The 23,910-nt window shown below is 69.9% G+C and carries 26 protein-coding genes and 1 pseudogene; 5 read left to right on the top strand and 22 right to left on the bottom strand.

Annotation, left to right across the window (positions count from 1 at the left end):
- Positions 1 to 19: 19 nt before the first annotated feature.
- The 5 genes from AC0VYN_RS03415 to AC0VYN_RS03395 form a co-directional block, all read right to left on the bottom strand.
- Positions 20 to 391, bottom strand: coding sequence for a holo-ACP synthase (locus AC0VYN_RS03415; RefSeq protein WP_451689397.1), 372 nt, complete (start codon positions 389 to 391; stop codon positions 20 to 22).
- Between the two features lie 30 nt (positions 392 to 421).
- Entirely contained in the window at positions 422 to 2,269 is a 1,848-nt protein-coding gene (glmS, locus tag AC0VYN_RS03410) for a glutamine--fructose-6-phosphate transaminase (isomerizing) (RefSeq protein ID WP_475534705.1), read from the bottom strand.
- Between the two features lie 118 nt (positions 2,270 to 2,387).
- A complete protein-coding gene (locus AC0VYN_RS03405; protein ID WP_475534704.1) occupies positions 2,388 to 3,587 on the bottom strand; it encodes an acyltransferase family protein in 1,200 nt (399 codons plus the stop codon).
- A gap of 226 nt (positions 3,588 to 3,813) precedes the next feature.
- Positions 3,814 to 4,938 carry an acyltransferase family protein gene (locus AC0VYN_RS03400; protein ID WP_475534703.1) on the bottom strand — a complete coding sequence of 375 codons (1,125 nt, stop codon included), beginning with the start codon at positions 4,936 to 4,938 and terminating at the stop codon, positions 3,814 to 3,816.
- 298 nt (positions 4,939 to 5,236) lie between these two features.
- Entirely contained in the window at positions 5,237 to 5,569 is a 333-nt protein-coding gene (locus AC0VYN_RS03395) for a response regulator transcription factor (RefSeq protein ID WP_475534702.1), read from the bottom strand.
- A 53-nt stretch (positions 5,570 to 5,622) separates the two neighbouring features.
- Here AC0VYN_RS03395 and AC0VYN_RS03390 point away from each other — a divergent pair, with 53 nt between their 5' ends.
- Positions 5,623 to 6,969, top strand: coding sequence for a DUF8189 domain-containing protein (locus tag AC0VYN_RS03390; RefSeq protein ID WP_475534701.1), 1,347 nt, complete (start codon positions 5,623 to 5,625; stop codon positions 6,967 to 6,969).
- Positions 6,970 to 7,001: 32 nt separating this feature from the next.
- Positions 7,002 to 7,238, top strand: a complete 237-nt coding sequence (locus tag AC0VYN_RS03385) for a hypothetical protein (RefSeq protein ID WP_475534700.1) — start codon at positions 7,002 to 7,004, stop codon at positions 7,236 to 7,238.
- A gap of 30 nt (positions 7,239 to 7,268) precedes the next feature.
- Here AC0VYN_RS03385 and AC0VYN_RS03380 read toward each other — a convergent pair whose 3' ends face one another.
- A complete protein-coding gene (locus tag AC0VYN_RS03380; protein ID WP_475534699.1) occupies positions 7,269 to 8,054 on the bottom strand; it encodes a hypothetical protein in 786 nt (261 codons plus the stop codon).
- A 222-nt stretch (positions 8,055 to 8,276) separates the two neighbouring features.
- Between AC0VYN_RS03380 and coaA the strand changes: the two genes are divergently transcribed.
- Both coaA and AC0VYN_RS03370 read left to right on the top strand, forming a co-directional pair.
- Positions 8,277 to 9,245, top strand: a complete 969-nt coding sequence (gene coaA, locus AC0VYN_RS03375) for a type I pantothenate kinase (protein WP_385459787.1) — start codon at positions 8,277 to 8,279, stop codon at positions 9,243 to 9,245.
- A gap of 32 nt (positions 9,246 to 9,277) precedes the next feature.
- Positions 9,278 to 10,225 carry a DUF389 domain-containing protein gene (locus tag AC0VYN_RS03370; RefSeq protein WP_475534698.1) on the top strand — a complete coding sequence of 316 codons (948 nt, stop codon included), beginning with the start codon at positions 9,278 to 9,280 and terminating at the stop codon, positions 10,223 to 10,225.
- A gap of 153 nt (positions 10,226 to 10,378) precedes the next feature.
- On the opposite strand, the gene glmM is transcribed toward AC0VYN_RS03370, so the two are convergent.
- The 4 genes from glmM to AC0VYN_RS03350 form a co-directional block, all read right to left on the bottom strand.
- Positions 10,379 to 11,737, bottom strand: a complete 1,359-nt coding sequence (glmM, locus tag AC0VYN_RS03365; protein ID WP_475534697.1) for a phosphoglucosamine mutase — start codon at positions 11,735 to 11,737, stop codon at positions 10,379 to 10,381.
- Between the two features lie 261 nt (positions 11,738 to 11,998).
- A complete protein-coding gene (gene rpsI / locus AC0VYN_RS03360; RefSeq protein WP_077796742.1) occupies positions 11,999 to 12,511 on the bottom strand; it encodes a 30S ribosomal protein S9 in 513 nt (170 codons plus the stop codon).
- Positions 12,512 to 12,553: 42 nt separating this feature from the next.
- Positions 12,554 to 12,997: a 50S ribosomal protein L13 gene (gene rplM / locus AC0VYN_RS03355; RefSeq protein WP_055632362.1), complete on the bottom strand. Its 444-nt coding sequence runs from the start codon at positions 12,995 to 12,997 to the stop codon at positions 12,554 to 12,556.
- Positions 12,998 to 13,204: 207 nt separating this feature from the next.
- Positions 13,205 to 14,410, bottom strand: coding sequence for a glycosyltransferase 87 family protein (locus AC0VYN_RS03350; RefSeq protein WP_475534696.1), 1,206 nt, complete (start codon positions 14,408 to 14,410; stop codon positions 13,205 to 13,207).
- A 74-nt stretch (positions 14,411 to 14,484) separates the two neighbouring features.
- On the opposite strand from AC0VYN_RS03350, the gene AC0VYN_RS03345 reads away from it, so the two are divergent.
- The gene (locus AC0VYN_RS03345) at positions 14,485 to 15,366 is read left to right on the top strand and encodes a hypothetical protein (RefSeq protein ID WP_475534695.1); all 882 of its coding nucleotides are present in this window, start codon (positions 14,485 to 14,487) and stop codon (positions 15,364 to 15,366) included.
- Between the two features lie 4 nt (positions 15,367 to 15,370).
- On the opposite strand, the gene truA is transcribed toward AC0VYN_RS03345, so the two are convergent.
- The 12 genes and pseudogenes from truA to rpmD all read right to left on the bottom strand — a co-directional run bounded on the left by truA (position 15,371) and on the right by rpmD (position 23,910).
- Positions 15,371 to 16,225 carry a tRNA pseudouridine(38-40) synthase TruA gene (gene truA, locus AC0VYN_RS03340; RefSeq protein WP_475534694.1) on the bottom strand — a complete coding sequence of 285 codons (855 nt, stop codon included), beginning with the start codon at positions 16,223 to 16,225 and terminating at the stop codon, positions 15,371 to 15,373.
- 167 nt (positions 16,226 to 16,392) lie between these two features.
- Positions 16,393 to 16,896 (bottom strand): 50S ribosomal protein L17, encoded by a 504-nt coding sequence (rplQ, locus tag AC0VYN_RS03335; RefSeq protein ID WP_386920442.1) that lies wholly within the window; start codon positions 16,894 to 16,896, stop codon positions 16,393 to 16,395.
- A 169-nt stretch (positions 16,897 to 17,065) separates the two neighbouring features.
- Positions 17,066 to 18,088 carry a DNA-directed RNA polymerase subunit alpha gene (locus AC0VYN_RS03330; protein WP_003966937.1) on the bottom strand — a complete coding sequence of 341 codons (1,023 nt, stop codon included), beginning with the start codon at positions 18,086 to 18,088 and terminating at the stop codon, positions 17,066 to 17,068.
- Positions 18,089 to 18,405: 317 nt separating this feature from the next.
- On the bottom strand, positions 18,406 to 18,810 hold the full coding sequence (gene rpsK, locus AC0VYN_RS03325) for a 30S ribosomal protein S11 (RefSeq protein WP_003956432.1): 405 nt from the start codon (positions 18,808 to 18,810) through the stop codon (positions 18,406 to 18,408).
- A 66-nt stretch (positions 18,811 to 18,876) separates the two neighbouring features.
- Positions 18,877 to 19,257 carry a 30S ribosomal protein S13 gene (gene rpsM, locus AC0VYN_RS03320; RefSeq protein ID WP_024883210.1) on the bottom strand — a complete coding sequence of 127 codons (381 nt, stop codon included), beginning with the start codon at positions 19,255 to 19,257 and terminating at the stop codon, positions 18,877 to 18,879.
- Between the two features lie 188 nt (positions 19,258 to 19,445).
- Positions 19,446 to 19,559 (bottom strand): 50S ribosomal protein L36, encoded by a 114-nt coding sequence (gene rpmJ / locus AC0VYN_RS03315; RefSeq protein WP_003974245.1) that lies wholly within the window; start codon positions 19,557 to 19,559, stop codon positions 19,446 to 19,448.
- Between the two features lie 67 nt (positions 19,560 to 19,626).
- Entirely contained in the window at positions 19,627 to 19,848 is a 222-nt protein-coding gene (gene infA, locus AC0VYN_RS03310; RefSeq protein WP_004927214.1) for a translation initiation factor IF-1, read from the bottom strand.
- A gap of 212 nt (positions 19,849 to 20,060) precedes the next feature.
- On the bottom strand, positions 20,061 to 20,897 hold the full coding sequence (map, locus tag AC0VYN_RS03305; RefSeq protein WP_385459746.1) for a type I methionyl aminopeptidase: 837 nt from the start codon (positions 20,895 to 20,897) through the stop codon (positions 20,061 to 20,063).
- 163 nt (positions 20,898 to 21,060) lie between these two features.
- Positions 21,061 to 21,714 carry an adenylate kinase gene (locus tag AC0VYN_RS03300; protein WP_475534693.1) on the bottom strand — a complete coding sequence of 218 codons (654 nt, stop codon included), beginning with the start codon at positions 21,712 to 21,714 and terminating at the stop codon, positions 21,061 to 21,063.
- Positions 21,714 to 23,028: pseudogene (gene secY / locus AC0VYN_RS03295) on the bottom strand (preprotein translocase subunit SecY). The gene AC0VYN_RS03300 and the pseudogene secY overlap by 1 nt, the downstream one beginning before the upstream one ends.
- 241 nt (positions 23,029 to 23,269) lie before the next feature.
- On the bottom strand, positions 23,270 to 23,725 hold the full coding sequence (rplO, locus tag AC0VYN_RS03290) for a 50S ribosomal protein L15 (RefSeq protein ID WP_023547373.1): 456 nt from the start codon (positions 23,723 to 23,725) through the stop codon (positions 23,270 to 23,272).
- 2 nt (positions 23,726 to 23,727) lie between these two features.
- Positions 23,728 to 23,910 carry a 50S ribosomal protein L30 gene (gene rpmD / locus AC0VYN_RS03285; RefSeq protein WP_003974250.1) on the bottom strand — a complete coding sequence of 61 codons (183 nt, stop codon included), beginning with the start codon at positions 23,908 to 23,910 and terminating at the stop codon, positions 23,728 to 23,730.

Genomic DNA, 23,910 nt, shown 5'->3' with positions numbered 1-23,910 from the left:
CCGGTGCGGAGGGCGGGCCCTACCCCTCCGCGACCACGACCGCCGACGCCACCCCCGCGTCGTGGCTCAGCGACACGTGCCACGACGTCACGCCCAGCTCCGCCGCCCGCGCCGCCACCGTCCCGGTGACCCGCAGCCGCGGCCGGCCGCTGTCCTCGACGTACACCTCGGCGTCCCGCCAGTGCAGCCCCGCCGGCGCCCCTAGCGCCTTGGCCAACGCCTCCTTCGCCGCGAACCGGGCGGCGAGCGAGGCGACGCCCCGGCGCTCCCCGCTCGGCAGCCGCAGCTCGCTCTCCAGGAAGAGCCGCCGCGCCAAGGCCGGCGTGCGCTCCAGCGACGCCCCGAAGCGGTCGATCTCGGCCACGTCGATCCCGACCCCGATGATGCTCATGCCGAGCAGCCTAGGCCGACGCCCGGGCCGTCACTCCACCGTCACCGACTTCGCCAGGTTCCGCGGCTGGTCCACCTCGTTGCCCCGGGCCGTGGCCAGCTCGCAGGCGAAGACCTGCAACGGCACCGTCGCCACCAGCGGCTGGAGCAGGGTCGGGGTGGCGGGGATCCGGACGAGGTGGTCGGCGTAGGGGACGACCGCCTCGTCGCCCTCCTCGGCGATGACGACGGTCCGCGCGCCCCGGGCCCGGATCTCCTGGATGTTGGACACGATCTTGTCGTGGAGCACGGACCGGCCGCGCGGGGACGGTACGACCACGACGACCGGCAGGTCCTCCTCGATCAGCGCGATCGGCCCGTGCTTCAGCTCGCCCGCCGCGAAGCCCTCGGCGTGCATGTACGCCAACTCCTTGAGTTTCAGGGCGCCTTCCAGTGCGACCGGGTACCCCACGTGCCGGCCCAGGAACAGCACGGTGTCCTTGTGGGCGAGCGAGCGCGCCAGTTCCCGTACCGGCTGCATGGTCTCCAGGACCTGGTCGACCGCGCCGGAGATCCGGGAGAGGTCGCGGACGACGCCGCGGATCTCGTCGGCGTACTTCGTGCCGCGGACCTGGCCGAGGTAGAGGGCGACCAGGTAGCAGGCCACCAGCTGGGTCAGGAACGCCTTCGTCGAGGCCACGGCGACCTCGGGACCGGCGTGCGTGTAGAGCACCGCGTCGGACTCGCGCGGGATGGTCGAGCCGTTGGTGTTGCAGATGGCCAGCACCCTGGAGCCCTGCTCGCGGGCGTGGCGCAGCGCCATGAGGGTGTCCATGGTCTCGCCGGACTGGGAGATGGCGATGACCAGGGTCCGCTGGTCGAGGATGGGGTCGCGGTAGCGGAACTCGCTGGCCAGCTCCACCTCGCAGGGGATGCGCGTCCAGTGCTCGATGGCGTACTTGGCGATCAGCCCGGCGTGGAAGGCCGTGCCGCAGGCGACGATGACGACCTTGTCGGCCTCGCGCAGCACCTCCGGCGGGATCCGCAGCTCGTCCAGGGTGAGGGAGCCGGAGCCGTCGATGCGGCCGAGGAGGGTGTCGGCGACCGCCTTGGGCTGCTCGGCGATCTCCTTGAGCATGAAGTAGTCGTGGCCGCCCTTCTCGGCGGCCGAGGTGTCCCAGTCGACGTGGTACGAGCGCACGTCCGCGGGGTCGCCGTCGAAGCCGGTGACCGTCACGCCGTCCCGGCGCAGCTCCACGACCTGGTCCTGGCCGAGCTCGAGCGCGTCCCGGGTGTGGGCGATGAACGCGGCGACGTCGGAGGCGAGGAAGTACTCGCCCTGCCCGACGCCCACCACGAGCGGCGAGTTGCGCCGGGCGCCGACGACCACGTCCGGCTCGTCCGCGTGCACCGCGACCAGCGTGAACGCGCCCTCCAGCCGCCGGCACACCAGCCGCATGGCCTCCGCCAGGTCGGCGCAGGCGGAGTACTCCTCGGCGAGCAGGTGGGCGACGACCTCGGTGTCCGTCTCGGAGGCCGGCACGTGGCCGCGCTTTTCCAGCTCGGTCGTGAGCTGCGCGAAGTTCTCGATGATGCCGTTGTGGACGACGGCCACCCGGCCGGCGTCGTCGAGGTGCGGGTGCGCGTTGACGTCGGTGGGTCCGCCGTGCGTGGCCCAGCGGGTGTGTCCGATGCCGGTCGCGGCGGCCGGCAGCGGGTGTTCGGACAGTTCCTTGTCGAGGTTGACGAGCTTGCCGGCGCGTTTGGCGGTGGCCAGCCCGCCGTCGGCGAGCACGGCGACGCCCGCCGAGTCGTATCCCCGGTACTCCAGCCGCTTGAGTCCGGCCATCACGACATCGAGCGCCGACTGCGACCCCACGTATCCCACGATTCCGCACATGACCGGCAGCCTACGGTCAGCTTCGATCACGAACCTGTTGTCACGTGCCCGAAATCGGAAATTCCCACCGGGGTACGAACACCCCGACGGTCTCGCTCGCGCGTCCGCCCGGCCGCTGTCAGCGGCGTCGCGCCGGCTGCTTCCACCCGAAGTCGGCGCTCTTGAGCCACCGTCGCGTGGCCACCGCCACGGGTCGCTCGACGAAGCGCTGGACCACGTACGACAGGACGATCAGGCCCGCCGTGGTCACCCCGACCAGCACCCACGGGTCCACACGGTCCGCGTAGCGGTGCAGGACGGTGATGCCGATGATGTCGTGCAGCAGGTAGAGCGGGAAGGTCAGGGTTCCCGCGACGGTCAGCCAGCGCCAGCGGATCCAGCTGGACCAGCCGAGCGCGATGGCGGCGATCAGCGCGAAGAAGACCGTGGTCACGAGGATCAGCCAGCCGTACGACGGCGACCAGGTGTCCCACCTGATGCGGCCACCGCGGGGAGCCAGCAGGAAGTGCAGCGCCAGCAGCCACGACATCGCCACGACACCCCACAGCAACGGCGTCGGCCGGAAGCGGTACATGAGGTAGAAGGCCATGCCGGCGATGAAGTACGGGGCCGACTGCGGGTTGACCAGGAGCGTGAGCAGCGGCATGTCGGCGGCGGGGGCGAGCACCGCGGCCACGGTCCACAGCCCGGCGAAGATCACCACACGCTGGTAGGTGAGGCCCTTCCAGACCACGACCGAGAAGGTCAGGTAGAAGCAGAGCTCCGGCCATAGCGTCCAGTACACCGCGTCGAAATTGTTGACGCCCAGGGGTGTCTGCAGCATCGTGAGGTTCGCGAAGAGCACCCGCGGGTCGCGGTGCGCGAACGGGGTGTCGGCGAAGTACAGCACGCACGCGGAGACCAGGATCGCCACCCAGTACATCGGGTACAGACGGGTGACGCGCGAGATGAAGAAGTCACGCGGAGTCCGGCCCCACGCGCTCATGCAGATCACGAAGCCGCTGATCAGGAAGAACAGGTCGACCCCGAACTGGCCGTACGCGAAGTACCCGTGCGCCCGGGGGAAGACCTCCTGGTACGGCCGCCCCCAGAAGACCTCCATCGTGTGGGGCTTCTGGCCGCCGAAATGGAAGAGCACCACCGCCAGCGCCGCCAGGAACCGCAGCCCGTCCAGCGCGGCGAGCCGGTTGCTGCCGCGGACGGGCGCACCGGCCGCGACGGGAACGCGCGCCGCTTCCGGCAGCGGCGCGTCCGCCGGTCCCGGCTCGAATCCCCCCTGGGCCTCGCCGACAGCAGATATTCGATCCGTCTGGGTCATCTCCACCGTTCCGGTTTCGTCCTCGTTGAGGGGCGGCGCTCCACTCGGTCCGGCGACCGGCGGACCCCTGGCCGCCCTGGTCCCGCAGACTGCTCGGCCCGCTGCGCAGACACACCGGTCACAGGCGCCACACTGCGGAACCATAGCCGACGCAACGGTTCGCTCCGGAGCGAGCTCCGAGGCCCCGTGGGGGTGATCAGCCCGGCTCGGCAAGCCGCGCACCCACTCAGTGACGCCGGGCCGGCTGCTTCCAACCGAATTCGGCGCTCTTCAGCCACCGCCTTGAGGCAAGCGCGATCGGACGCTCCACGAACCGCTGTACGACGTACGACAGGGCCACCAGTCCCACCACCGTGACGACGACCAGCACGCGCGGATCGACGCGGCCCCCGTAGTGGTGGGCGATGGACATGCCGATCACGTCGTGCAGAAGGTACAGCGGGAAAGTGAGCGTCCCTCCGACGGTCAGCCAGCGCCAGCGGAGCCAGCGGGTCCAGCCGAGCGCGATGGCGGCGATCAGGAGGAAGAAGACCGTGGTCACCAGGATCAACCAGCCGCGCCAGGGCGCCCAGGTCTCCCAGTTGTTGCGGCCTCCGTGAGGAGCCAGCATGAAGTGCTGGGCGAGCAGCCACGACATACCGACGATGCCCCACAGCAGGGGCGTCGGACGAAAGCGGTACATGAGGTAGAAGGCCATGCCGCCGATGAAGAACGGAGCGGACGTCGGGTTGACCAGCAGGTCGAGCAGCGGCATGTCGGCCGCAGGGGTCAGCACCGCGGCGACCGTCCACAGGCCGCAGAAGACGACCACTCGCTGGTAGGTGAGGCCCTTCCAGACCACGACCGAGAAGGTCAGGTAGAAGCAGAGCTCCGGCCAGAGCGTCCAGTACACCGCGTCGAGGTTGTCCACACCCAGCGGGGTCTGGAGCATGGTCAGGTTGGCGAAGAGCATCCGCGGGTTGGGGCGCCCGAAGGGTGTGTCGAACAGGTAGATGACGGACGCCGACACCGCGATCGCCACCCAGTACATCGGGTACAGGCGAGTGACGCGGGAAATGAAGAAGTCGCGCGGAGTCCGGCCCCACGCGCTCATGCAGATCACGAAACCGCTGATCAGGAAGAAGAGCTCCACGCCCAGCCGACCGAAGGCGAAGTAGCCGTGTGCGTCGGGGAACATCTCCTCGTAGGGACGGCCCCATACGAACCTCATCCCGCCAGGAGTCTGACCGACGAAGTGGAAGAGCACCACCGACAGTGCTGCCAGGAAGCGCAACCCGTCCAGCGCGGCGAGCCGGTCCCCACGGACGACCGGCCCGGCCTCGACGGGCAGGTGGGTCGCCTCCGGCAGCACTGCCTCCGACGAGCCCGACGCTCTCCCTGACGGCCCCGTGGCCGCGTCACCGAGACTCCTGTGGTCCGTTTGGGTCATCCTTCACCATCCGGTGTAGCTCCACTGGCAGGGCTCCGAGGCCCTCGTTCCGGGAACCGGCGGACGAACCCGGAGGTTGCGCCGGCTCCGTGGAAGCCCCTTGGCTCGAACAGAGAGCAGTCCTCTCCGGCCACAGGCGCCGCACCGGGGAACGATAACCGACTCACCGGGTCCGCTCGGGACGGGTGTGTCGGTGGACCTGCCTAACAGCCCGTCCGGGTCAGAGCCAGCCGCGCTGTGCGGCCTTGAGTCCCGCCTCGAACCGGCTCGAAGCGTTGAGGCGCTCCATGAGGGCGGCCATCTGGCGACGCACCGTACGCAGGGACACACCGAGTCGCTTCCCGGCCGCCTCGTCCGTGAGGCCGGAGGCGAGCAGCTTGAGCAGCTCCCGCTCGTTCCCGGAAAGACCGCTTTCGTCCGGCTGCGGCCGGTCCGCGCCGAGCGGCACGGCCGAGCGCCAGGTCTGCTCGAAGAGACTGATCAGCGATGCGATGATCCCGGGTGACCGGGTGCAGAGCGCGCCCGCGCGGGAGTTGGCCGGATCGATGGGCACGACCGCGACGGTACGGTCGAACACCAGCAGCCGAGACGGAAGAACGGGGCTCCGTGGCGGTCCCTCGCCCCCGCCCAGGCGGCGGTCTCCTGTTCGGCGGTTGGCAGGACAAGTCGGCCGGCACGTTCACCTACTTCGCCGAGAACAACCCCTCGGTACTGACGAACAAGTACACGGGCAACATCAACGCCAGCTCGCTGGCCGGCTGGCCCACTAGCGTCTACCAGGCCATTCGCTACGACAACGTGGTCGACGACGCCGCACAGCCCGTTGCCTCGGGTTTCGCTGACGGCCAGGGGACCTTGTCCGTCGCCCACACCCGCGACGGGCGGCTGGACACCTTCATCACACAGTCGAACGGTGCCGTCGCACGCAACATCGAGACCTCGCCCTCCGGCGGCTGGAGCGGATGGGCCCCGGGCTTCGCCCCGGCCGACGCTGCCAGCAGCGTGGTCACCGGGGTTCACCCCGACGGCCGGGTGGAAGTGTTCACCCTCCAGACGAACGGTGGCGTGACGCGCCGGTACCAGACGAGCGCCTACGGAGCCTGGAGCGACTGGGAGAACTTCGCCCCGGCCGGTTCCGGCACTCAGCTCAAGGTCGCCCGGCACTCCGACGGCCGGCTGAGCCTGTTCATGCTGCAGAGCAACGGTGGCATCGCGCGCAACTACGAGACCAGCGCGGGCGGCTCGTGGAGAGGCTGGAAGTCGTTCGCCCCGGCCGGCGCGGCCGCCTCCTTCACGGTCGGCACCCACGCGGACGGGCGCATGGACGTCTTCGCGATCCAGACCAACGGCGGCGTCTCCCACGTCTCCGAGACCAACGCCTCCGGGGGCTGGAACGACTGGTCCGGCCTCGCGGAAGCCGGCGCCGCCAGCACGGCGCTGTCGGCCGGGGACGGAAGCAACATCGCCGTGGCCAATCAGAAGGACGGCAGCCTGAACGTCTTCATCGTGCAGTCCAACGGCGGCGTGGCACGCAACCACGAGACCCGTCCCAACGGTCCGTGGAGCGGGTGGGGAAGCTTCGCCGACTCCGGGGCCGCACTGACCGGGGCCCCGCGGGCCGGTGTCACTCCCGTCAGCGGGACCAACATCTCGGTCGGAACCCACGCCGACGGACGTCTCGGCGTAGTGATCCTCCAGTCCAACGGCGGCGTCTCGCGGAACTCTGAGACCAGCCCCGGCGGCTCCTGGAGCGGCTGGAACGGACTCCTGGACGCCGGCGGTGCCGCATCGGTCGAGGCCACCATTCACTCCGACGGCCGCTTCGACATCTTCGTCACCCAGACCAACGGTGGCATCTCCCGCAACTACGAGACCAGCCCGGGTGGCTCGCTCTCCGGCTGGAAGGGCTTCGCCTCGGCCGACGCGGTCAAGACCTCCGGGACGGTCGTCTGAGCCTCGTCGTCGTACAGTCCAGCGGCGGCGTGATGAGCCGCGTCGAGACGTCACCGAACGGCCCCTGGAGCGAGACGTGGCGGTCCCTCGCCCCCGCCCAGGCGGCGGTCTCCGTGAACACGGTTCTCCTCGGCGACGGCCGCGTCGACGCCCTGGTGGTGCAGAGCAACGGAGGCGTGGCCAGCGCCGCGGAGACCGGTCCCGGCAGCGGCGTCTACACGACCGACTGGCAGCGAGTTGCCCCGGCCGGCGCGGTCTCGACGGGCTGAACCGCGAGGGCCGAGGCCTCCGCGGCGCGGTCAGCCCAGCTTGGCGAGCTGGGCGTCGCTGATCTCCGTGGGGAAGGGGAAGTCCTTGCCCGTGGCGGCGGCGGCCAGGTTCAGCACGGTGAACGACGCCACCGTGGAGCCCTTGCGGGCGACGACGGCCTTGACCGGGAAGGCGTCGCCCTCGTCACCGACCATGGTCAGCGTCACCGCGACCGCCTCGTCGGCACCGCCGGGCGCCTTGTCCTCGGTCACCTTGGCGACCTTGGCCTTCTCACCGGCCGCGGTGTAGGAGAGGCCGCCGGCGCAACGGCCCACGGCCGCCTTCAGGTCCCCCAGGACCGTCTCGGCGCCGCCGTCCTCGTAGGAGGCCAGCGTCACCAGCACCTTGTCCAGGTCGAACGCGGCGTTGAGCGCCTCCTCGGACACGTCGTCCCCGGCCGGCTTCTTCGGCTCCTCGGTCCAGGACCGCTTCACCGTGGCCGCGGGCTTGCCCGCCGCCACGCCGGTCTGCGCGAAGACGAGCGGCTGGCACTCGGTCTTCTCGGCCTTCACCTGGTCCTGCGGGATGTCGTCCGTCGGGGCGGCCTTGGTGACCTTGCCGTTCTTGACGTCCGCCTGCGCGAGGGCGACCTTCTCCAGCTCGGCGGCCGTCAGGGCCTTGGCGGCCGGGGCGGCGGAGGCGTCCTTGCCGCCGCCGGTCTTGCCGTCACCGGCCTTGTCGCCGTCGTCGGAGGACCCGCCGCAGGCGGTGACGAGGAGGGCCAGGGCCGCGGTGCCGGCAGCCAGGGCGGAACGGCGAACAGCGGTCGATCTCACGTGGTGTGACTCTTTCTGCCAGTGCAGCGGAGGAGCTCCGCATGCTTCGCGCGCACTGTACGCACAGGAAGCACACAGACGACCGCTCCTCGATCACCCGGTATCCGAACGTGACGCCCGCGTGATCTTGAACCGCCGGCGCACCGTCCGGCGTGACGCAGCCCACCTGCCGCCCCGTTCGTACAGCGTTAACAATGGACTGTGATCTCTCCGGTCCCCTCGATGCCCCGGAGCGCCCACCGGTCCAGGCCGGAGGCGACTCCCTACGTCGACCTCACCCGCCCCGAGTGGAGCGCGCTGCGCGACAAGACGCCGCTGCCACTGACCGCCGAGGAGGTGGAGAAGCTGCGCGGCCTCGGCGACGTCATCGACCTCGACGAGGTGCGGGACATCTACCTCCCGCTGTCCCGGCTCCTCAACCTCTACGTCGGCGCCACCGACGGACTGCGCGGCGCGCTGAACACCTTCCTCGGAGAGCAGGGCTCGCAGTCCGGCACGCCCTTCGTCATAGGGGTCGCCGGCTCGGTCGCGGTCGGCAAGTCCACCGTCGCCCGGCTCCTCCAGGCGCTGCTGTCCCGCTGGCCCGAGCACCCACGCGTCGAACTGGTCACGACCGACGGCTTCCTGCTGCCCACGAAGGAGCTGGAGGCCCGCGGCCTGATGTCGCGGAAAGGTTTCCCCGAGTCGTACGACCGCCGGGCGCTCACCCGGTTCGTCGCCGACATCAAGGCGGGCAAGGCCGAGGTGACCGCCCCCGTCTACTCGCACCTCATCTACGACATCGTCCCGGACGAGAAGCTCGTGGTGCGCCGCCCCGACATCCTGATCGTCGAGGGCCTCAACGTGCTCCAGCCGGCCCTGCCCGGCAAGGACGGCCGCACCAGGGTCGGCCTCGCCGACTACTTCGACTTCAGCGTGTACGTCGACGCCCGCACCGAGGACATCGAGCACTGGTACCTCAGCCGCTTTCGCAAGCTGCGCGCGACCGCCTTCCAGAACCCGTCCTCGTACTTCCGCAAGTACACCCAGGTGTCGGAGGAGGAGGCCCTCGACTACGCCCGCACCACCTGGCGCACCATCAACAAGCCGAACCTGGTGGAGAACGTGGCCCCCACCCGGGGCCGGGCCACCCTGATCCTGCGCAAGGGGCCGGACCACAAGGTGCAGCGCCTGCGCCTGCGGAAGCTGTGACGGCGGCCCCCGCTTGCCGGTAGAAATACCGGATGCTGCATCTGCGTCTGATCACTCCGGCCGACCTGACCGACGAGGTGGTCCGGCTGATCGACCGGACGGTCGGCACCACCCACCTCGTCGTCCTGCCCGGCGCCGCCCGGGTCCCGGAGGGCGACGTCGTGCTGTGCGACGTGGCCCGCGAGGCGGGCGACGAGCTCGTGGGCGGGCTCCGGGCGCTGGGCGTCGACGACCTCGGCGCCATCACCGCCGAGAACATCGACCTGTCGCTCTCCCGGCACGCCGACGAGGCGGAGAAGGACGCCCCGGGCGAACCCGCGGACGCCGTGCTGTGGGAGCAGCTCGAGGAGGCGACGCACGAGGAGTCGACCCTCTCCGTCACCTACGTCGCCTTCATCACGCTCGCCACGATGATCGCGGCCTGCGGCGTGGTGCTCGACAACGCCGTCCTGATCGTGGGCGCGATGGCGGTCGGCCCGGAGTTCGGGCCGCTGGCGGGCATCTGCACCGCGATCGTCCAGCGCGCGCCGCGCCTGGCCCTGCGCTCGCTGACCGCCCTGCTGGTGGGCTTCGCGGCGGCGATGGCGGTGACGGTCGGCTTCAGCTGGATCATGGCCGCGTTCGACCTGTTCAGCGAGGGCAAGCTGGAGGGCGACCGGCCCAACACCGGCTTCGTCTACGCCCCCGACGCCTTCTCGTTCGTGGTGGCGGTCCTCGCCGGGATCGCGGGCACGCTGTCGCTGACCTCGGCGAAGTCCGGCGCGCTGGTCGGCGTCGCCATCTCCGTCACCACGGTCCCGGCCGCCGCGAACGCGGCCGTGGCCCTGAGCTTCGGCGACATGGGGCAGACGGTGGGCTCCAGCGAGCAGCTCGTGCTGAACCTGGCCGGCATCGTCGTGGCCGGCACGCTGACGCTGCTGGTCCAGAAGGCCCTGTGGGCGACCCAGCGCGGCCGCCTCACCAAGCCGGAGGCACGCTGACGGGCGGTCAGGTGCCGCTGCCGGGCGGGGAGATCACCCCGGGGACGCGGGGAGCCGCTGATCCGCGGCTCCGCCGCGTGGGCGCGACCGGCCGCGACGGCGTCGCGGCCCGCACCGCACAGAGGCCCCCGCCCCGGACCCGGCACCGCGGAACTACCCGAGCGCCGACTTCACCGCGTCGGCCAGCCGCCCCGCGACGGACCGCGCCTGCTCGATGTCCGCCGCCTCGACCATGACCCGCACCAGCGGCTCGGTCCCCGAGGGACGCAGCAGGACGCGCCCGGTGCTGCCCAGCTCGCGCTCGGCCTCCGTGACGGCGGTCGCCAGCTCCGCGGACGTCTTCACCCGCGCCCTGTCCACGTCGGGCACGTTGATCAGCACCTGCGGCAGCCGCTCCATCACGGACGCGAGGTCCTGGAGCGTACGGCCGGTCTGGGCGACCCGCGCCGCCAGCATCAGGCCGGTCAGCGTGCCGTCGCCGGTGGTGGCGTGGTCGAGGATGATGACGTGGCCGGACTGCTCGCCGCCGAGGGCGTATCCGTGGGCCTTCATCTCCTCCAGCACGTACCGGTCGCCGACGCCGGTCTGCACGAACCGGATGCCCTCGCGCTCCATGGCCAGCTTGAAGCCCAGGTTGGACATGACGGTGGCGACGACGGTGTCGGAGCGCAGCGCGTCCCGCTCCCGCATCGCCAGCGCGAGCACGGCGAGGATCTGGTCGCCGTCGACCTCGGCGCCGGTGTGGTCCACGGCCAGGCAGCGGTCGGCGTCGCCGTCGTGGGCGATGCCGAGGTCGGCGCCGTGCTCGACGACGGCGGCCTTGAGCAGGTCCAGGTGGGTGGAGCCGCAGCCGTCGTTGATGTTGAGGCCGTCCGGCACCGCGCCGATGGTGACGAGCTCCGCGCCGGCCCGCGCGAACGCCTCCGGCGAGACCCGGGAGGCGGCGCCGTGCGCCTCGTCCAGGACGATCTTCAGCCCGTCGAGGCGGTTCGGGAGGACGCCGACGAGGTGGGCGACGTACTGGTCGAGCCCCTCGTCGTAGTCGCGGACGCGGCCGACGCCGGCGCCGGTCGGGCGCTCCCAGGAGGCGTCGGTGCGGTGCTCCGCGTACACGGACTCGATGCGGTCCTCCAGCTCGTCGGCGAGCTTGTGGCCGCCGCGGGCGAAGAACTTGATGCCGTTGTCGGGCATGGCGTTGTGGCTCGCGGAGAGCATCACGCCGAGGTCGGCGCCGAGCGCGCCGGTGAGGTGGGCCACCGCGGGCGTCGGCAGCACGCCGACCCGCAGCACGTCCACGCCGGCGCTGGCCAGGCCCGCGACCACGGCGGCCTCCAGGAACTCCCCGGAGGCGCGCGGGTCCCGCCCGACCACCGCGGTCGGGCGGTGTCCGGCGAAGGTGCCCGCCTCGGCCAGTACGTGCGCCGCGGCGACGGAGAGACCGAGCGCCAGCTCGGCCGTCAGATCCGCGTTGGCGACACCGCGCACGCCGTCCGTGCCGAAGAGTCGTCCCACTTGTCCTCCTGAGGAAACGTCATTCCGGGAGCGGCTGCTGGTGCGGCCCGCGCAGCCGGCTCCCGTCGTACCGGTCACGCGTCGCACCGCGCGGCTCGGCCATCCGATCACACAAGCCTTTGAACGTCTGAGCGTCTGAGCGTCTGAATGTCTGAGCATCTCAACGTCTTGTGCCGTTATACGCCCAACGACGGAGATAAACGAACGCCCCGGCGGCACAGTGGCGTGCCGCCGGGGCGTTCGGAGTACAGGCAGCGAGGCTTAGCGCTTGCTGTACTGCGGAGCCTTGCGGGCCTTCTTCAGACCGGCCTTCTTGCGCTCGACCGCACGGTCGTCGCGCTTGAGGAAGCCGGCCTTCTTCAGCGGGCCGCGGTTGTTGTCGACGTCGGCCTCGTTCAGCGCACGGGCGACACCGAGACGGAGCGCACCGGCCTGACCGGAGACACCGCCACCCGCGATGCGGGCGATGACGTCGTAACGGCCCTCGAGCTCGAGCACCTTGAAGGGCTCGTTGACTTCCTGCTGGTGCACCTTGTTCGGGAAGTAGTCCTCGAGGGTGCGACCGTTGATCTTCCACTTGCCGGTGCCCGGGACGATCCGGACACGGGCGATGGCGTTCTTGCGACGGCCCAGGCCGGCGGCCGGCTGGGGCTCGCCGAAGCGGGACGCCATGGACTCCGAGGTGTACTCGCCCTCGACGGGGACCTCGGACTCGGTGGTGTAGCTGTCGATGTCGATCTCTTCGAGCGGCTGCTCGGCAGTGGTCTCGGCCACGATGCTCCTCAGATTCTCTTCAGTCTTAGGGGGTGGCCGGACTTACTGCGCGACCTGGGTGATCTCGAACGGCTGCGGCTGCTGCGCGCCGTGCGGGTGCTGGTCACCCTTGTAGACCTTCAGCTTCGAGAGCATCTGACGGCCCAGCGTGTTCTTGGGGAGCATGCCCTTGACGGCCTTCTCGATGGCCTTCTCGGGGTTCTTGTCCAGCAGCTCGTCGTAGCGCACGGAGCGCAGACCGCCCGGGTAACCGGAGTGGCGGTACGCCATCTTCTGGGTCCGCTTGTTGCCGGAGAGGTGCACCTTGTCGGCGTTGATGATGATGACGAAGTCACCGGTGTCGACGTGGGGCGCGTAGATCGGCTTGTGCTTGCCACGCAGGATGGAGGCGGCGGTGGAGGCCAGACGACCCAGGACGACGTCCTGAGCGTCGATGACGTGCCACTGGCGCGTCACATCGCCGGGCTTGGGGCTGTACGTACGCACGGTTCGTAGCCTTCGCTTCTTCAGTGAATGGTCCTGACAAGGTCACCGAAGACGATCACGACAGCCCTGACCGCACAGCGGTGACGCAAACCGCGTGCTGGTCGCTGGTCATCGGTCCCGGTGGACCGGTGTAAGGGCCCCTCACGTGAGAATGAGCAAGCCAATACACATACGACTGTGCAGAGTACCCGGGGTGCCCTAGCCGGGTCAAAACGGAGCGGCGGGCACCCGCGCGGTGTCCGGCGCGCGCCCGGCGCCGCCGTGCCCGGCGGCGGGCGCCGTGCCACCCCGGGCCCGTCGCGCCACCGCCCACGCCAGCACGCACAGCGTGAACGCGTCCTTGAAGGCCCGCTGCCGCACCGCCTCCAGCCAGGGCCAGGTCAGCCCCGACGCCTGGGGCACCAGCGCGATCCAGAACCAGGGCCCCCGGGCCACCGCCCCGGCGTACGGCAGCCCGGCGAGCAGCAGCGGCACCACGACCAGGAGGTAGTGGTCGTACGACGGCCTGGAGACCAGGAAGGCCGACAGCATCAGGCCCGCGCCGGTCTCCGCGTACCGCAGCGGCCCGGCGTCCGCGCGGCGCCAGCGCAGGTACGCGCACAGCACCCCGGCCAGCGCCGCCGCCACCGCGACCCCCTGTGCGAGCGGCCCGGCGACTCCCAGCCGGGGCAGGACGGCCGCCGGGGATGCCTCGTAGAGCCGCAGGAACCCGTCGTCGCCGTGGGCCAGGAACGGCAGGGTGCGGGTGAGGAAGCCGGCCGGGTCGGGCATCAGCAGCGCCGCCGCTCCGGAGGCCAGCGCGGGCACCAGGACGGCCGCCGCCAGGGCCCGCCACCGTCCGGCGAACACGAGGAGCAGCACCACGGGGGCGAGCAGCGGCTTGAGCGCGACGGCCGCGCCGATGACGGCCCCCGCCGCCGTCCACCGCCCCCGGCTGGCCAGCAGCAGGCACAGCGGCAGGCCCACCGCCGCCGTCACCGTCCAGTTGCCGAGCCGCACCAGGTGCCCGAACGGCGCGAAGCCCGCCGCGAGCCCGATCGGCCCGAGGACGCCGAGCCGGCTGCCGAACGGCACCCGGTGCAGGCGCAGCGCGCAACCCCAGGCCAGGACCAGCAGCGCCGTCACCGCGAGCGGCGCCAGCACCCGCAGCACGGCCGTGGGCAGCAGCGCCTGCGGGACGGCGGCCAGGACCGCGCTCGGCAGATAGAGGAAGTGCGGATCGTCGTAGGGGGAGCCGCCGGCCAGCCAGGTCCGGGCGGCCCGCACGACGATCGCGTTGTCCATCCCGCCGTCCGGAGCGACCCGGGCCGCACTCAGCGCGGACGCCACCAGCACCGCCCCGAGCGCCGCCCACGCGTGCCCGCCCGCAGGCCGCACCAACCACCCGGAGATGTCGTTTTTGCCCGTCCGCATGAAGGGCACGCTAGGCGCTGCGGCCCTTCCGGAGGCGCACCAGCACGCCTCTCGGCCCGTCTAAGATGCCGCCCATGAGCTTTGGGCAGGGGGGACCTCAGTCGCAGTGGGATCCCTGGAAACCGCAATCCCAGCAGCAGTCCTGGAACAGCGGCGGCGGCGACTCCCCGGACTGGGCCGCTCTCGCCGAGGCCTCCGAGGCCCGTAACAAGCGGCGCCGCCTGCTGTTCATCGGGGGCGGCGCGCTGGCCACCGTGGCGATCGCGAGTGCCGTCGCCGTGGCGGTGATGTCCGCGAACGGCTCCGACCGGGCGTCGAACACGCCCTCCCAGCTGCCGTCGACCGCGGACATCCCCAGCCAGTCGGCCGCGGCCCCGTCGTTCGCGCCGACCAGTGCCCCGCCGCCGCTGGACCCCAAGGACTTCGTGTCCAGCAGCAAGAAGGACAAGGCTCCGCTGAGCCCGGACCTGCTCTTCCCGGGCACGCAGCTGACCATGGGCGACATCGTGTACAAGAAGGGGCCGACGGCGGACACCCGCACCTGTGCCTCCGCCGCGCAGGGCACCCTGCCGAAGGCCCTCACCGCGGGCGGCTGCACCCGGCTGCTCCGCGTCACCTACACCAAGGGCGACATGGCCGTGACGGTCGGCGTGGCCGTCTTCGACAACGAGGCGCAGGCGCTGAAGGCCAAGGGCCAGACCGACAAGAAGAGCATCGTGCGCTCGCTGTCCGGCGGCGGCGTGAAGTCGTTCTGCACGGGCGCGGTCTGCCGCTCCACCACCAACTCCTACGGCCGCTACGCCTACTTCACGATCGCCGGCTTCATGAACGGCAAGAACGTGACGCAGAAGGACACGGGCGTGTTCCGCACCGGCGACGACCTGGGCGAGTTCGCGTTCCGGCAGATACGCCGGCGCGGCGAGGCCCAGGCGTCGGAGGCGGCGACGGCCGGGTAGCGGCTCAGCAGCAGCCGGCCCCCGGCAGGGACCGCCGGTTGCGCGCCTCCTTGTTCCGCGCCGCCAGCAGCTCGTCCGCCGGGTAGCCGACCTCTTCGAGGGTGAGCCCGTGCGGCCGTACGACGTGCACGGCGGAGTCCCGTACCCCGGCGGCGAGCACCTTGGCGGGCCAGTCGGGCGCGCGGTGGCCGTCGCCGACGAACAGCAGCGCCCCGATCAGGGAGCGGACCATGTTGTGGCAGAAGGCGTCGGCCCGGACCGTGGCGGTGACGATGCCGTCGTCGCCGCGCACCAGGCTCAGCTCCTGGAGCGTCCGGATGGTCGTGGCCCCCTCCCGCTTCTTGCAGTAGGCGGCGAAGTCGTGCTCCCCCAGCAGCCCGCGGGCCGCCTCGTTCATGGCGTCCACGTCGAGGGGCCAGTCGTGCCACAGGACGTGGCCGCGCAGCAGCGGGTCGACGCCGCCGGGGTTGTCGGTGACCCGGTAGGCGTAGCGCCGATAGATCGCCGAGAACCGGGCGTTGAAGCCGCTGGGCGCCTCCCTGAGGGCCCACACCCGCACGTCCCGGGACAGCCGCCCGGCGAGCCGCTTGAGCAGCTTCTCGTGGTGCTCGGCCCAGACCTCGCGCGGCAGGTCGACGTGGGCGACCTGACCCCGGGCGTGCACCCCGGCGTCGGTCCGTCCCGCCACGGTCAGCTCGTACGTCTCGCGGGACCGCGTGACCGTCCGCAGGGCGTCCTCGATCTCCCCCTGCACCGTGCGCCGTCCCCCGGCCTGCTTGGCCCAGCCGGAGAACTCGGACCCGTCGTAGGAAAGGTCCAGCCGCACCCGTACGAACCCGGCCTCTACTTCGTCACTCACCCAGAGATCCTCTCAGCAACACGAAGGCGGGCCCGCCCCTCGAAAGGAACGGACCCGCCAACACCCTCAAGGGGCGCGGGGCTGTGCTCGATCTGCGGCTCCGCCGCGTGGGCGCGACCGGCTACGACGAAGCCGCACCCGCGACCGCACAGCCCCCGGCAGGACGCTTACGCGTCCTTCGACTCCTCGGCGGCCTCGTCGGCCTTGGCCTCGGTGGTCTCCTCGGCCTTGGTCGTGTCGACCTTGGCGTCGGCGTCCTTGGCGGCGCGCTTCGTCGCGGCCTCGGCCTCGCCGGTGGCCTGCTGCGCCACGGTCAGCGCCTCGACCAGCTCGATGACGGCCATGGGCGCGTTGTCGCCACGGCGGTTGCCGATCTTGGTGATCCGGGTGTAACCACCGGGACGGTTCTCGTACCGGGGGCCGATCTCGGTGAAGAGCGTGTGGACGATGCTCTTGTCCGTGATGACCTGGAGCACCTGACGGCGGTTGTGAAGGTCGCCCTTCTTCGCCTTGGTGACCAGACGCTCGGCGTACGGACGCAGCTTGCGCGCCTTCGCCTCGGTCGTGGTGATGCGGCCGTGCTCGAACAGCGACTTCGCGAGGTTCGCGAGGAGCAGCTTCTCGTGCGCGGCGCTGCCGCCCAGACGGGCACCCTTGGTGGGCTTCGGCATGGTGTTTCTCCTAGGTGTCTGCCCCGGCCGTATCAGGTACCGAAGTCAGTATCCGAGCAGGCGGTCGCCTGTCGGAGATCCGGGGCGACTTTTCAGACGCCCCGGAGGATCCGCACCCCGAAGGGGCGCGGGGCACTGCGCGACCGGCCACAGCGGACCGGCAGCCGAATCAGTACTGCTCGGTCTCCACGAAACCGGCGTCAGCATCGTCATCGGCACCGAACGCGTCGGCAGCGGCGGTCGGGTCGAATCCGGGCGGGCTGTCCTTGAGGGCCAGGCCCATGCCGGCCAGCTTCGCCTTGACCTCGTCGATGGACTTCGCACCGAAGTTGCGGATGTCCAGCAGGTCGGCCTCGGAGCGGGCGACGAGCTCACCCACGGAGTGGATGCCCTCGCGCTTGAGGCAGTTGTACGACCGGACGGTGAGCTCGAGCTCCTCGATCGGCAGCGCGAGGTCGGCGGCGAGCGCGGCGTCCGTCGGGGACGGACCCATGTCGATGCCCTCGGCGTCGATGTTCAGCTCGCGGGCGAGACCGAACAGCTCGACCAGGGTCTTGCCGGCCGACGCCATGGCGTCACGGGGACGCATGGCCTGCTTCGTCTCGACGTCGACGATCAGCTTGTCGAAGTCGGTGCGCTGCTCGACACGCGTGGCCTCGACCTTGTACGTGACCTTGAGAACCGGCGAGTAGATGGAGTCGACCGGGATACGGCCGATCTCCTGGCCCACCTGCTTGTTCTGCACGGCGGAGACGTAGCCGCGACCGCGCTCGACGGTCAGCTCCATCTCCAGCTTGCCCTTGCCGTTGAGCGTGGCGAGGACGAGGTCGGGGTTGTGCACCTCGACACCGGCCGGGGGCGCGATGTCGGCGGCGGTGACCAGACCCGGGCCCTGCTTGCGCAGGTACATCACGACCGGCTCGTCGTGCTCCGAGGAGACGACCAGCTGCTTGATGTTGAGGATCAGGTCGGTGACGTCCTCCTTGACGCCCGGCACGGTGGTGAACTCGTGCAGGACACCGTCGATGCGGATGCTGGTGACAGCAGCGCCGGGGATCGACGAGAGGAGGGTGCGGCGGAGGGAGTTGCCGAGGGTGTAGCCGAAGCCCGGCTCCAGCGGCTCGATGACGAACCGGGAGCGGAACTCGTCGACGACCTCTTCGGTCAACGAGGGACGCTGAGCGATCAGCATGGAGTGAATCCTTCAGTCAGGGGCGCCCGCTATTTGACGCCCGACTCTGTACTGCAAGGGTACGGGCGGTACGACCCGAAAGAGCCGTACCGCCCGGAAATCCCTGACGAAGCGAGATCAGACGCGACGACGCTTCGGCGGACGGCAGCCGTGCTGCGACATGTGGGGGACGACCCCCACACCCCCAGCCGGAGGCCCGTCCGCCGCGTGCCGAGCGTCAGACGCGACGACGCTTCGGCGGACGGCAGCCGTGCTGCGACATGTGGGGGACGACCCCCACACCCCCAGCCGGAGGCCCGTCCGCCGCGTGCCGAGCGTCAGACGCGACGACGCTTCGGCGGACGGCAGCCGTTGTGCGGGGTGGGCGTGACGTCCTGGATGGAACCGACCTCGAGGCCGGTCGCCTGCAGGGAGCGGATGGCGGTCTCACGACCGGAACCCGGGCCCTTGACGAACACGTCGACCTTGCGCATGCCGTGCTCCTGAGCGCGGCGGGCAGCCGACTCGGCGGCCATCTGCGCGGCGAACGGCGTGGACTTCCGGGAGCCCTTGAAGCCGACGTGGCCGGCGGAGGCCCAGGAGATCACGTTGCCGGACGGGTCCGTGATCGACACGATGGTGTTGTTGAACGTGCTCTTGATGTGCGCGTGGCCGTGAGCGACGTTCTTCTTTTCCTTGCGGCGCACCTTCTTGGCGGCGCCCTGACGTCCCTTGGGGGGCATGTCGTTCTCCTACGGGAGGTGGTCGGTCCTACAGCGAAGACCGCTGGACGGCGAGTCCGCTGCGGACTACTTCTTGCCCGGCTTCTTCTTACCGGCGATGGCGCGACGCGGGCCCTTGCGGGTGCGGGCGTTGGTGCTGGTGCGCTGGCCGCGGACGGGCAGGCCACGGCGGTGCCGCAGACCCTGGTACGTGCCGATCTCGACCTTGCGGCGGATGTCGGCCTGGATCTCGCGACGGAGGTCACCCTCGGTCTTGATGTTGCTGTCGACGTACTCGCGGATCGCGACGAGCTGCTCCTCGGAGAGGTCGCGAACGCGGGTGTTCGGGTCGACGCCGGTGGCGGCCAGCGTCTGCTGCGAAAGGGTCCGGCCGATGCCGAACACGTAGGTGAGGGCGATCTCCACGCGCTTTTCGCGCGGGATGTCAACACCGGAAACGCGTGCCATTCAATGGCTCCAGTTGATTGTCGGAGGTCTTCCACAGAACCGGTCCCCGGTCGCCGTATCAGGTACGAACCGGGTCCCCGGCCTCCGAACCGGGGGTGTCGGGCACCTGGGTGCCCGGGTCCTGCGTATGAACATGTTCAGCTCGCGTCGCGCGAAGTCCTGCGAATCGCGGAGGGAACGGTCGTGCGTCAGCCCTGGCGCTGCTTGTGGCGCGGGTTGTCGCAGATGACCATGACCCGACCGTGACGGCGGATCACCCTGCACTTGTCGCAGATCTTCTTGACGCTCGGCTTGACCTTCATGGGGTGAGGTTCTCCGGGTCAGTTGCCGGCGGTCCCCCGGCACGTTGCCGCGGGACGTGGGCAAGATCTACTTGTACCGGTAGACGATCCGGCCACGCGTCAGGTCGTACGGAGACAGCTCCACCACGACCCGGTCGTCAGGGAGGATGCGGATGTAGTGCATGCGCATCTTGCCGCTGATGTGTGCCAGGACCTGGTGGCCGTTCTGGAGCTCGACCCTGAACATGGCGTTCGGAAGAGACTCGACGACAGTGCCCTCGATCTCGATGGCACCTTGCTTCTTGGCCACGCTTCGCCCTTCGAATCGACTACCTTGATCGACTCCGCTACACCCTGCGAGCAGACGCAGGCATAGGGGTGCACTGGAGCCGACGAGTCAGTCTACGTCAGCACCCCCGGAAAGGCGAAACGAGGAAGTCTGCCCCAAGAGGGAGATCGTCATGCCCGCGGGGCACCATCGCCGGCTTCGCCCCCGGCCGCCGGACGCGCCTCGGGTCCGCGTCAGGCCAGCGGGTCCGGTGCCGCCGTGACGCCCAGCTCCGCCAGCTTGGCCTTGCCACCGTCGGGCGCCGTGAGGACCAGGGGGCCCTCTTCCGTCAGGGCCACGGAGTGCTCCCAGTGCGACGACCACGTGCCGTCGGTCGTGATGACCGTCCAGTCGTCCCCCAGGACCTCGGTCCTCGGGGTGCCGAGCGACACCATCGGCTCGATGGCGAGGCAGAAGCCGGGCACCAGCTTCGGGCCCTTGCCGCGGCGCCGGTCGACGTAGTTCAGCAGGTGCGGGTCCATGTGCATCTCGGTGCCGATGCCGTGGCCGCCGTAGTCCTCGATGATCCCGTACTTGCCGCCGCCGGGCTTGGGCTGGCGGCGGATGTAGGTTTCGACGGCCCGCGAGATGTCGACGAGCCGGTTGCCCTGCTTCATCGCCGCGATCCCGGCCCACATCGACTCCTCGGTCACCCGGGAGAGCTCGACCAGCTCCGGGGCGTGTCCGGAGCCCACGAAAGCCGTGTAGGCGGCGTCGCCGTGCCAGCCGTCGATGATCGCGCCGCAGTCGATGGAGATGATGTCGCCGTCCTTGAGGACGACGTCGTCGGACGGGATGCCGTGGACGACGACCTCGTTCACGGACGTGCAGATCGTCGCCGGGAATCCGCCGTACCCGAGGAAGTTCGGCTTGGCGTCGTGCTCCGCGAGCACCTTGCGGGCGACCTGGTCCAGGTCCTTGGTGGTGGCGCCGGGAACGGCGGCCTCCCGCGTCGCCGCGTGGATGGCGGCCACGACCAGCCCCGCCTCACGCATCTTGGCGATCTGCTCGGGGCTCTTGATCTGCACCATGGGGGCTGCGGCCTTTCTGGACCGGAGGAGAGACGGACGCACTCAACGATACGGGGCCGGGCCCCGCGGCAGGTCGCGGGCGGTCGTGCCACGGGCGCGACCCACCCCGGGCACACCACAGCCGCGGCCCCGAGAGGGAACCGCGGCTGCAGCCACGCGAGAACTACTTGTCGCGCTTCAGCGCCTCCAGCGCCCGCGTCGTGACCTCGCCCACCGGTCCCATCGCGGAGATGGTGACGACCAGCCCCTGCGCCTTGTAGTAGTCGATGATCGGCTCGGTCTGCGTGTGGTAGACCTCGAGCCGCGTGCGGACCGTCTCCTCGGTGTCGTCGTCCCGCTGGTACAGCTCGCCGCCGCAGACGTCGCAGACGCCTTCCTTCTTCGGCGGGGTGTACGTCACGTGGAAGACGTGCGCCGAGTCGTTGCGGCAGACGCGCCGGCCGGCGATCCGCTTGACGACCTCGTCCTCGGGGGCCTCCAGGTCCAGCACCGCGTCGAGCTTCATGTTCTCGGTCTGGAGGAGCTCGTCCAGCGACTCGGCCTGCGACACGTTGCGCGGGAAACCGTCGAGCAGGAAGCCGCCCTCGGCGTCGGGCTGCTCCATCCGGTCCTTCGCCATGGCGATGGTGACCTCGTCCGGTACGAGGTTGCCGGCGTCCATGTAGGACTTGGCGAGCTTGCCCAGCTCGGTCTGCCGGCTGATGTTCGCGCGGAACAGGTCTCCCGTGGAGATGTGCGGAATGTGCAGCGTCTCGGCAAGGCGGGTGGCCTGCGTTCCCTTTCCGGCACCCGGCGGCCCGACGAGGACGATTCGCATCAGCGGAGGAACCCTTCGTAATTGCGCTGCTGGAGCTGGCTCTCGATCTGCTTCACCGTCTCGAGACCCACACCCACGATGATCAGGATGCTGGTACCGCCGAACGGGAAGTTCTGGTTTGCCCCGAAACCAGCCAACGCCATTGTCGGGACGAGAGCGATCAGACCCAGGTACAGCGAACCCGGCCAGGTGATCCGGTTGAGTACGTAGCTCAGGTACTCAGCGGTCGGTCGGCCAGCCCGGATGCCCGGGATGAAGCCACCATACTTCTTCATGTTGTCGGCGACTTCCTCGGGGTTGAACGAGATAGCCACGTAGAAGAAGGCGAAGAACACGATCAGGAAGAAGTACAGGATGATGTGCGGGGTCGCCCCCGTGTCCGCGAGATTCTTCGTGATCCAGGTGGCCCAGCCCGCCTGCGAGTTGGAGAACTGGACGATCAGCGCCGGGATGTAGAGCAGCGACGAGGCGAAGATGACGGGGATCACACCCGCCTGGTTCACCTTCAGCGGGATGTACGTGGACGTGCCGCCGTAGGAACGGCGTCCGATCATGCGCTTCGCGTACTGGACCGGAATGCGGCGCTGGGCCTGCTCCACGAAGACCACGAGACCGACCATCACCAGGCCGACCAGGATCACCGTGCCGAACTCGATCCAGCCGCCCGCCAGGTCGCCCTGCTTCTTGATGGCCCACAGGGCGGACGGGAAGGTCGCGGCGATCGAGATGAACATCAGGATCGACATGCCGTTGCCGATGCCGCGGTCGGTGACGAAGCTCACCGAGCCACATGACGACGGCCGTACCGGCGGTCATGCAGACCACCATCACGACGGTGCTGAAGATCGAGCGGTCGGGCACGATCTGGCCGGCGACGGTGCAGCCGGAGAAGAGGGCGCCGCTGCGGGCGGTGGCCACCAGGCCGGTGCCCTGCAGGATGGCGAGCGCCATGGTCAGGTAGCGGGTGTACTGCGTGATCTTCGCCGTACCCGCCTGGCCCTCCTTCTTCAGGGCCTCCAGGCGCGGGATCACCACGGTCAGCAGCTGCAGAATGATGCTCGCCGTGATGTACGGCATGATGCCGAGCGCGAAGACCGTGATCTGCAGCAGGGCGCCACCGCTGAACATGTTGACCAGACCGAAGAGGCCCTGGTTGCCGGACGCCTGGTCCACACACTCCTGGACGCTCTTGTAGTCGACGCCGGGGATCGGGATGTGGGTACCGAGCCGGTACACCACGATGATGCCGAGCGTGAAGAGCAGCTTCTTGCGCAGGTCGGGCGTCTTGAACGCCCGGGCGAACGCGGTGAGCACGGTGCCTCCTGCGACCCCCGCGCTTCTGCGTCAAGGGTGACGGTCTTGAGGTTCGACTGACGACTTAGGGGATAACGGCCAACTGCCGTTCAGGGTGCCCCATGTGTGGCACCCGTGAAAGAGGGCAGCGCAGGCCACCTTACCGGCGGGACCACTGCCCTTGGAACGACCAACCGGGGATACCCCTTTTGTGGAGTATCCCCGGTCGGGATCGTTCAGGTCATCGAGACGCCCGAATGGCTCAGACGAGCTCGGTGACGGTACCGCCCGCGGCGGTGATCTTCTCCTTGGCGGAGCCGGAGACGGCGTCGACCGTCACCTGCAGCGCCACGGAGATCTCGCCCTGGCCGAGGACCTTGACGAGGCTGTTCTTGCGAACGGCACCCTTGGCCACGAGACCCTCGACGGTGACCTCGCCACCCTCGGGGTACAGCGCGGCCAGCTTGTCGAGGTTCACGACCTGGAACTCGGTCTTGAACGGGTTCTTGAAGCCCTTCAGCTTCGGGAGACGCATGTGGAGGGGCATCTGGCCACCCTCGAAGCGCTCCGGAACCTGGTAACGGGCCTTCGTGCCCTTGGTACCACGACCGGCCGTCTTACCCTTCGACGCCTCACCACGACCCACACGGGTCTTGGCGGTCTTGGCGCCCGGGGCGGGACGGAGGTTGTGGATCTTGAGCGGGTTCTGCTCCGCCATGATCAGTCGACCTCCTCGACCGTCACGAGGTGGCGGACGGTGTGCACCATGCCGCGGAACTCGGGGCGGTCCTCCTTGACGACCTGCGTGTTGATGCCCTTGAGACCAAGGGAGCGCAGGGTGTCACGGTGGTTCTGCTTGCTGCCGATGTAGGACTTGACCTGCGTAATCTTGAGCTGCGCCAT

The sequence above is a fragment of the Streptomyces sp. 63XJN7_1_ISO-PGPR-S23-121 genome (assembly GCF_056173025.1).
The sequence above is the reverse complement of the archived record's forward strand: the minus strand, read 5'-3'. Positions and strand labels throughout refer to the sequence as shown.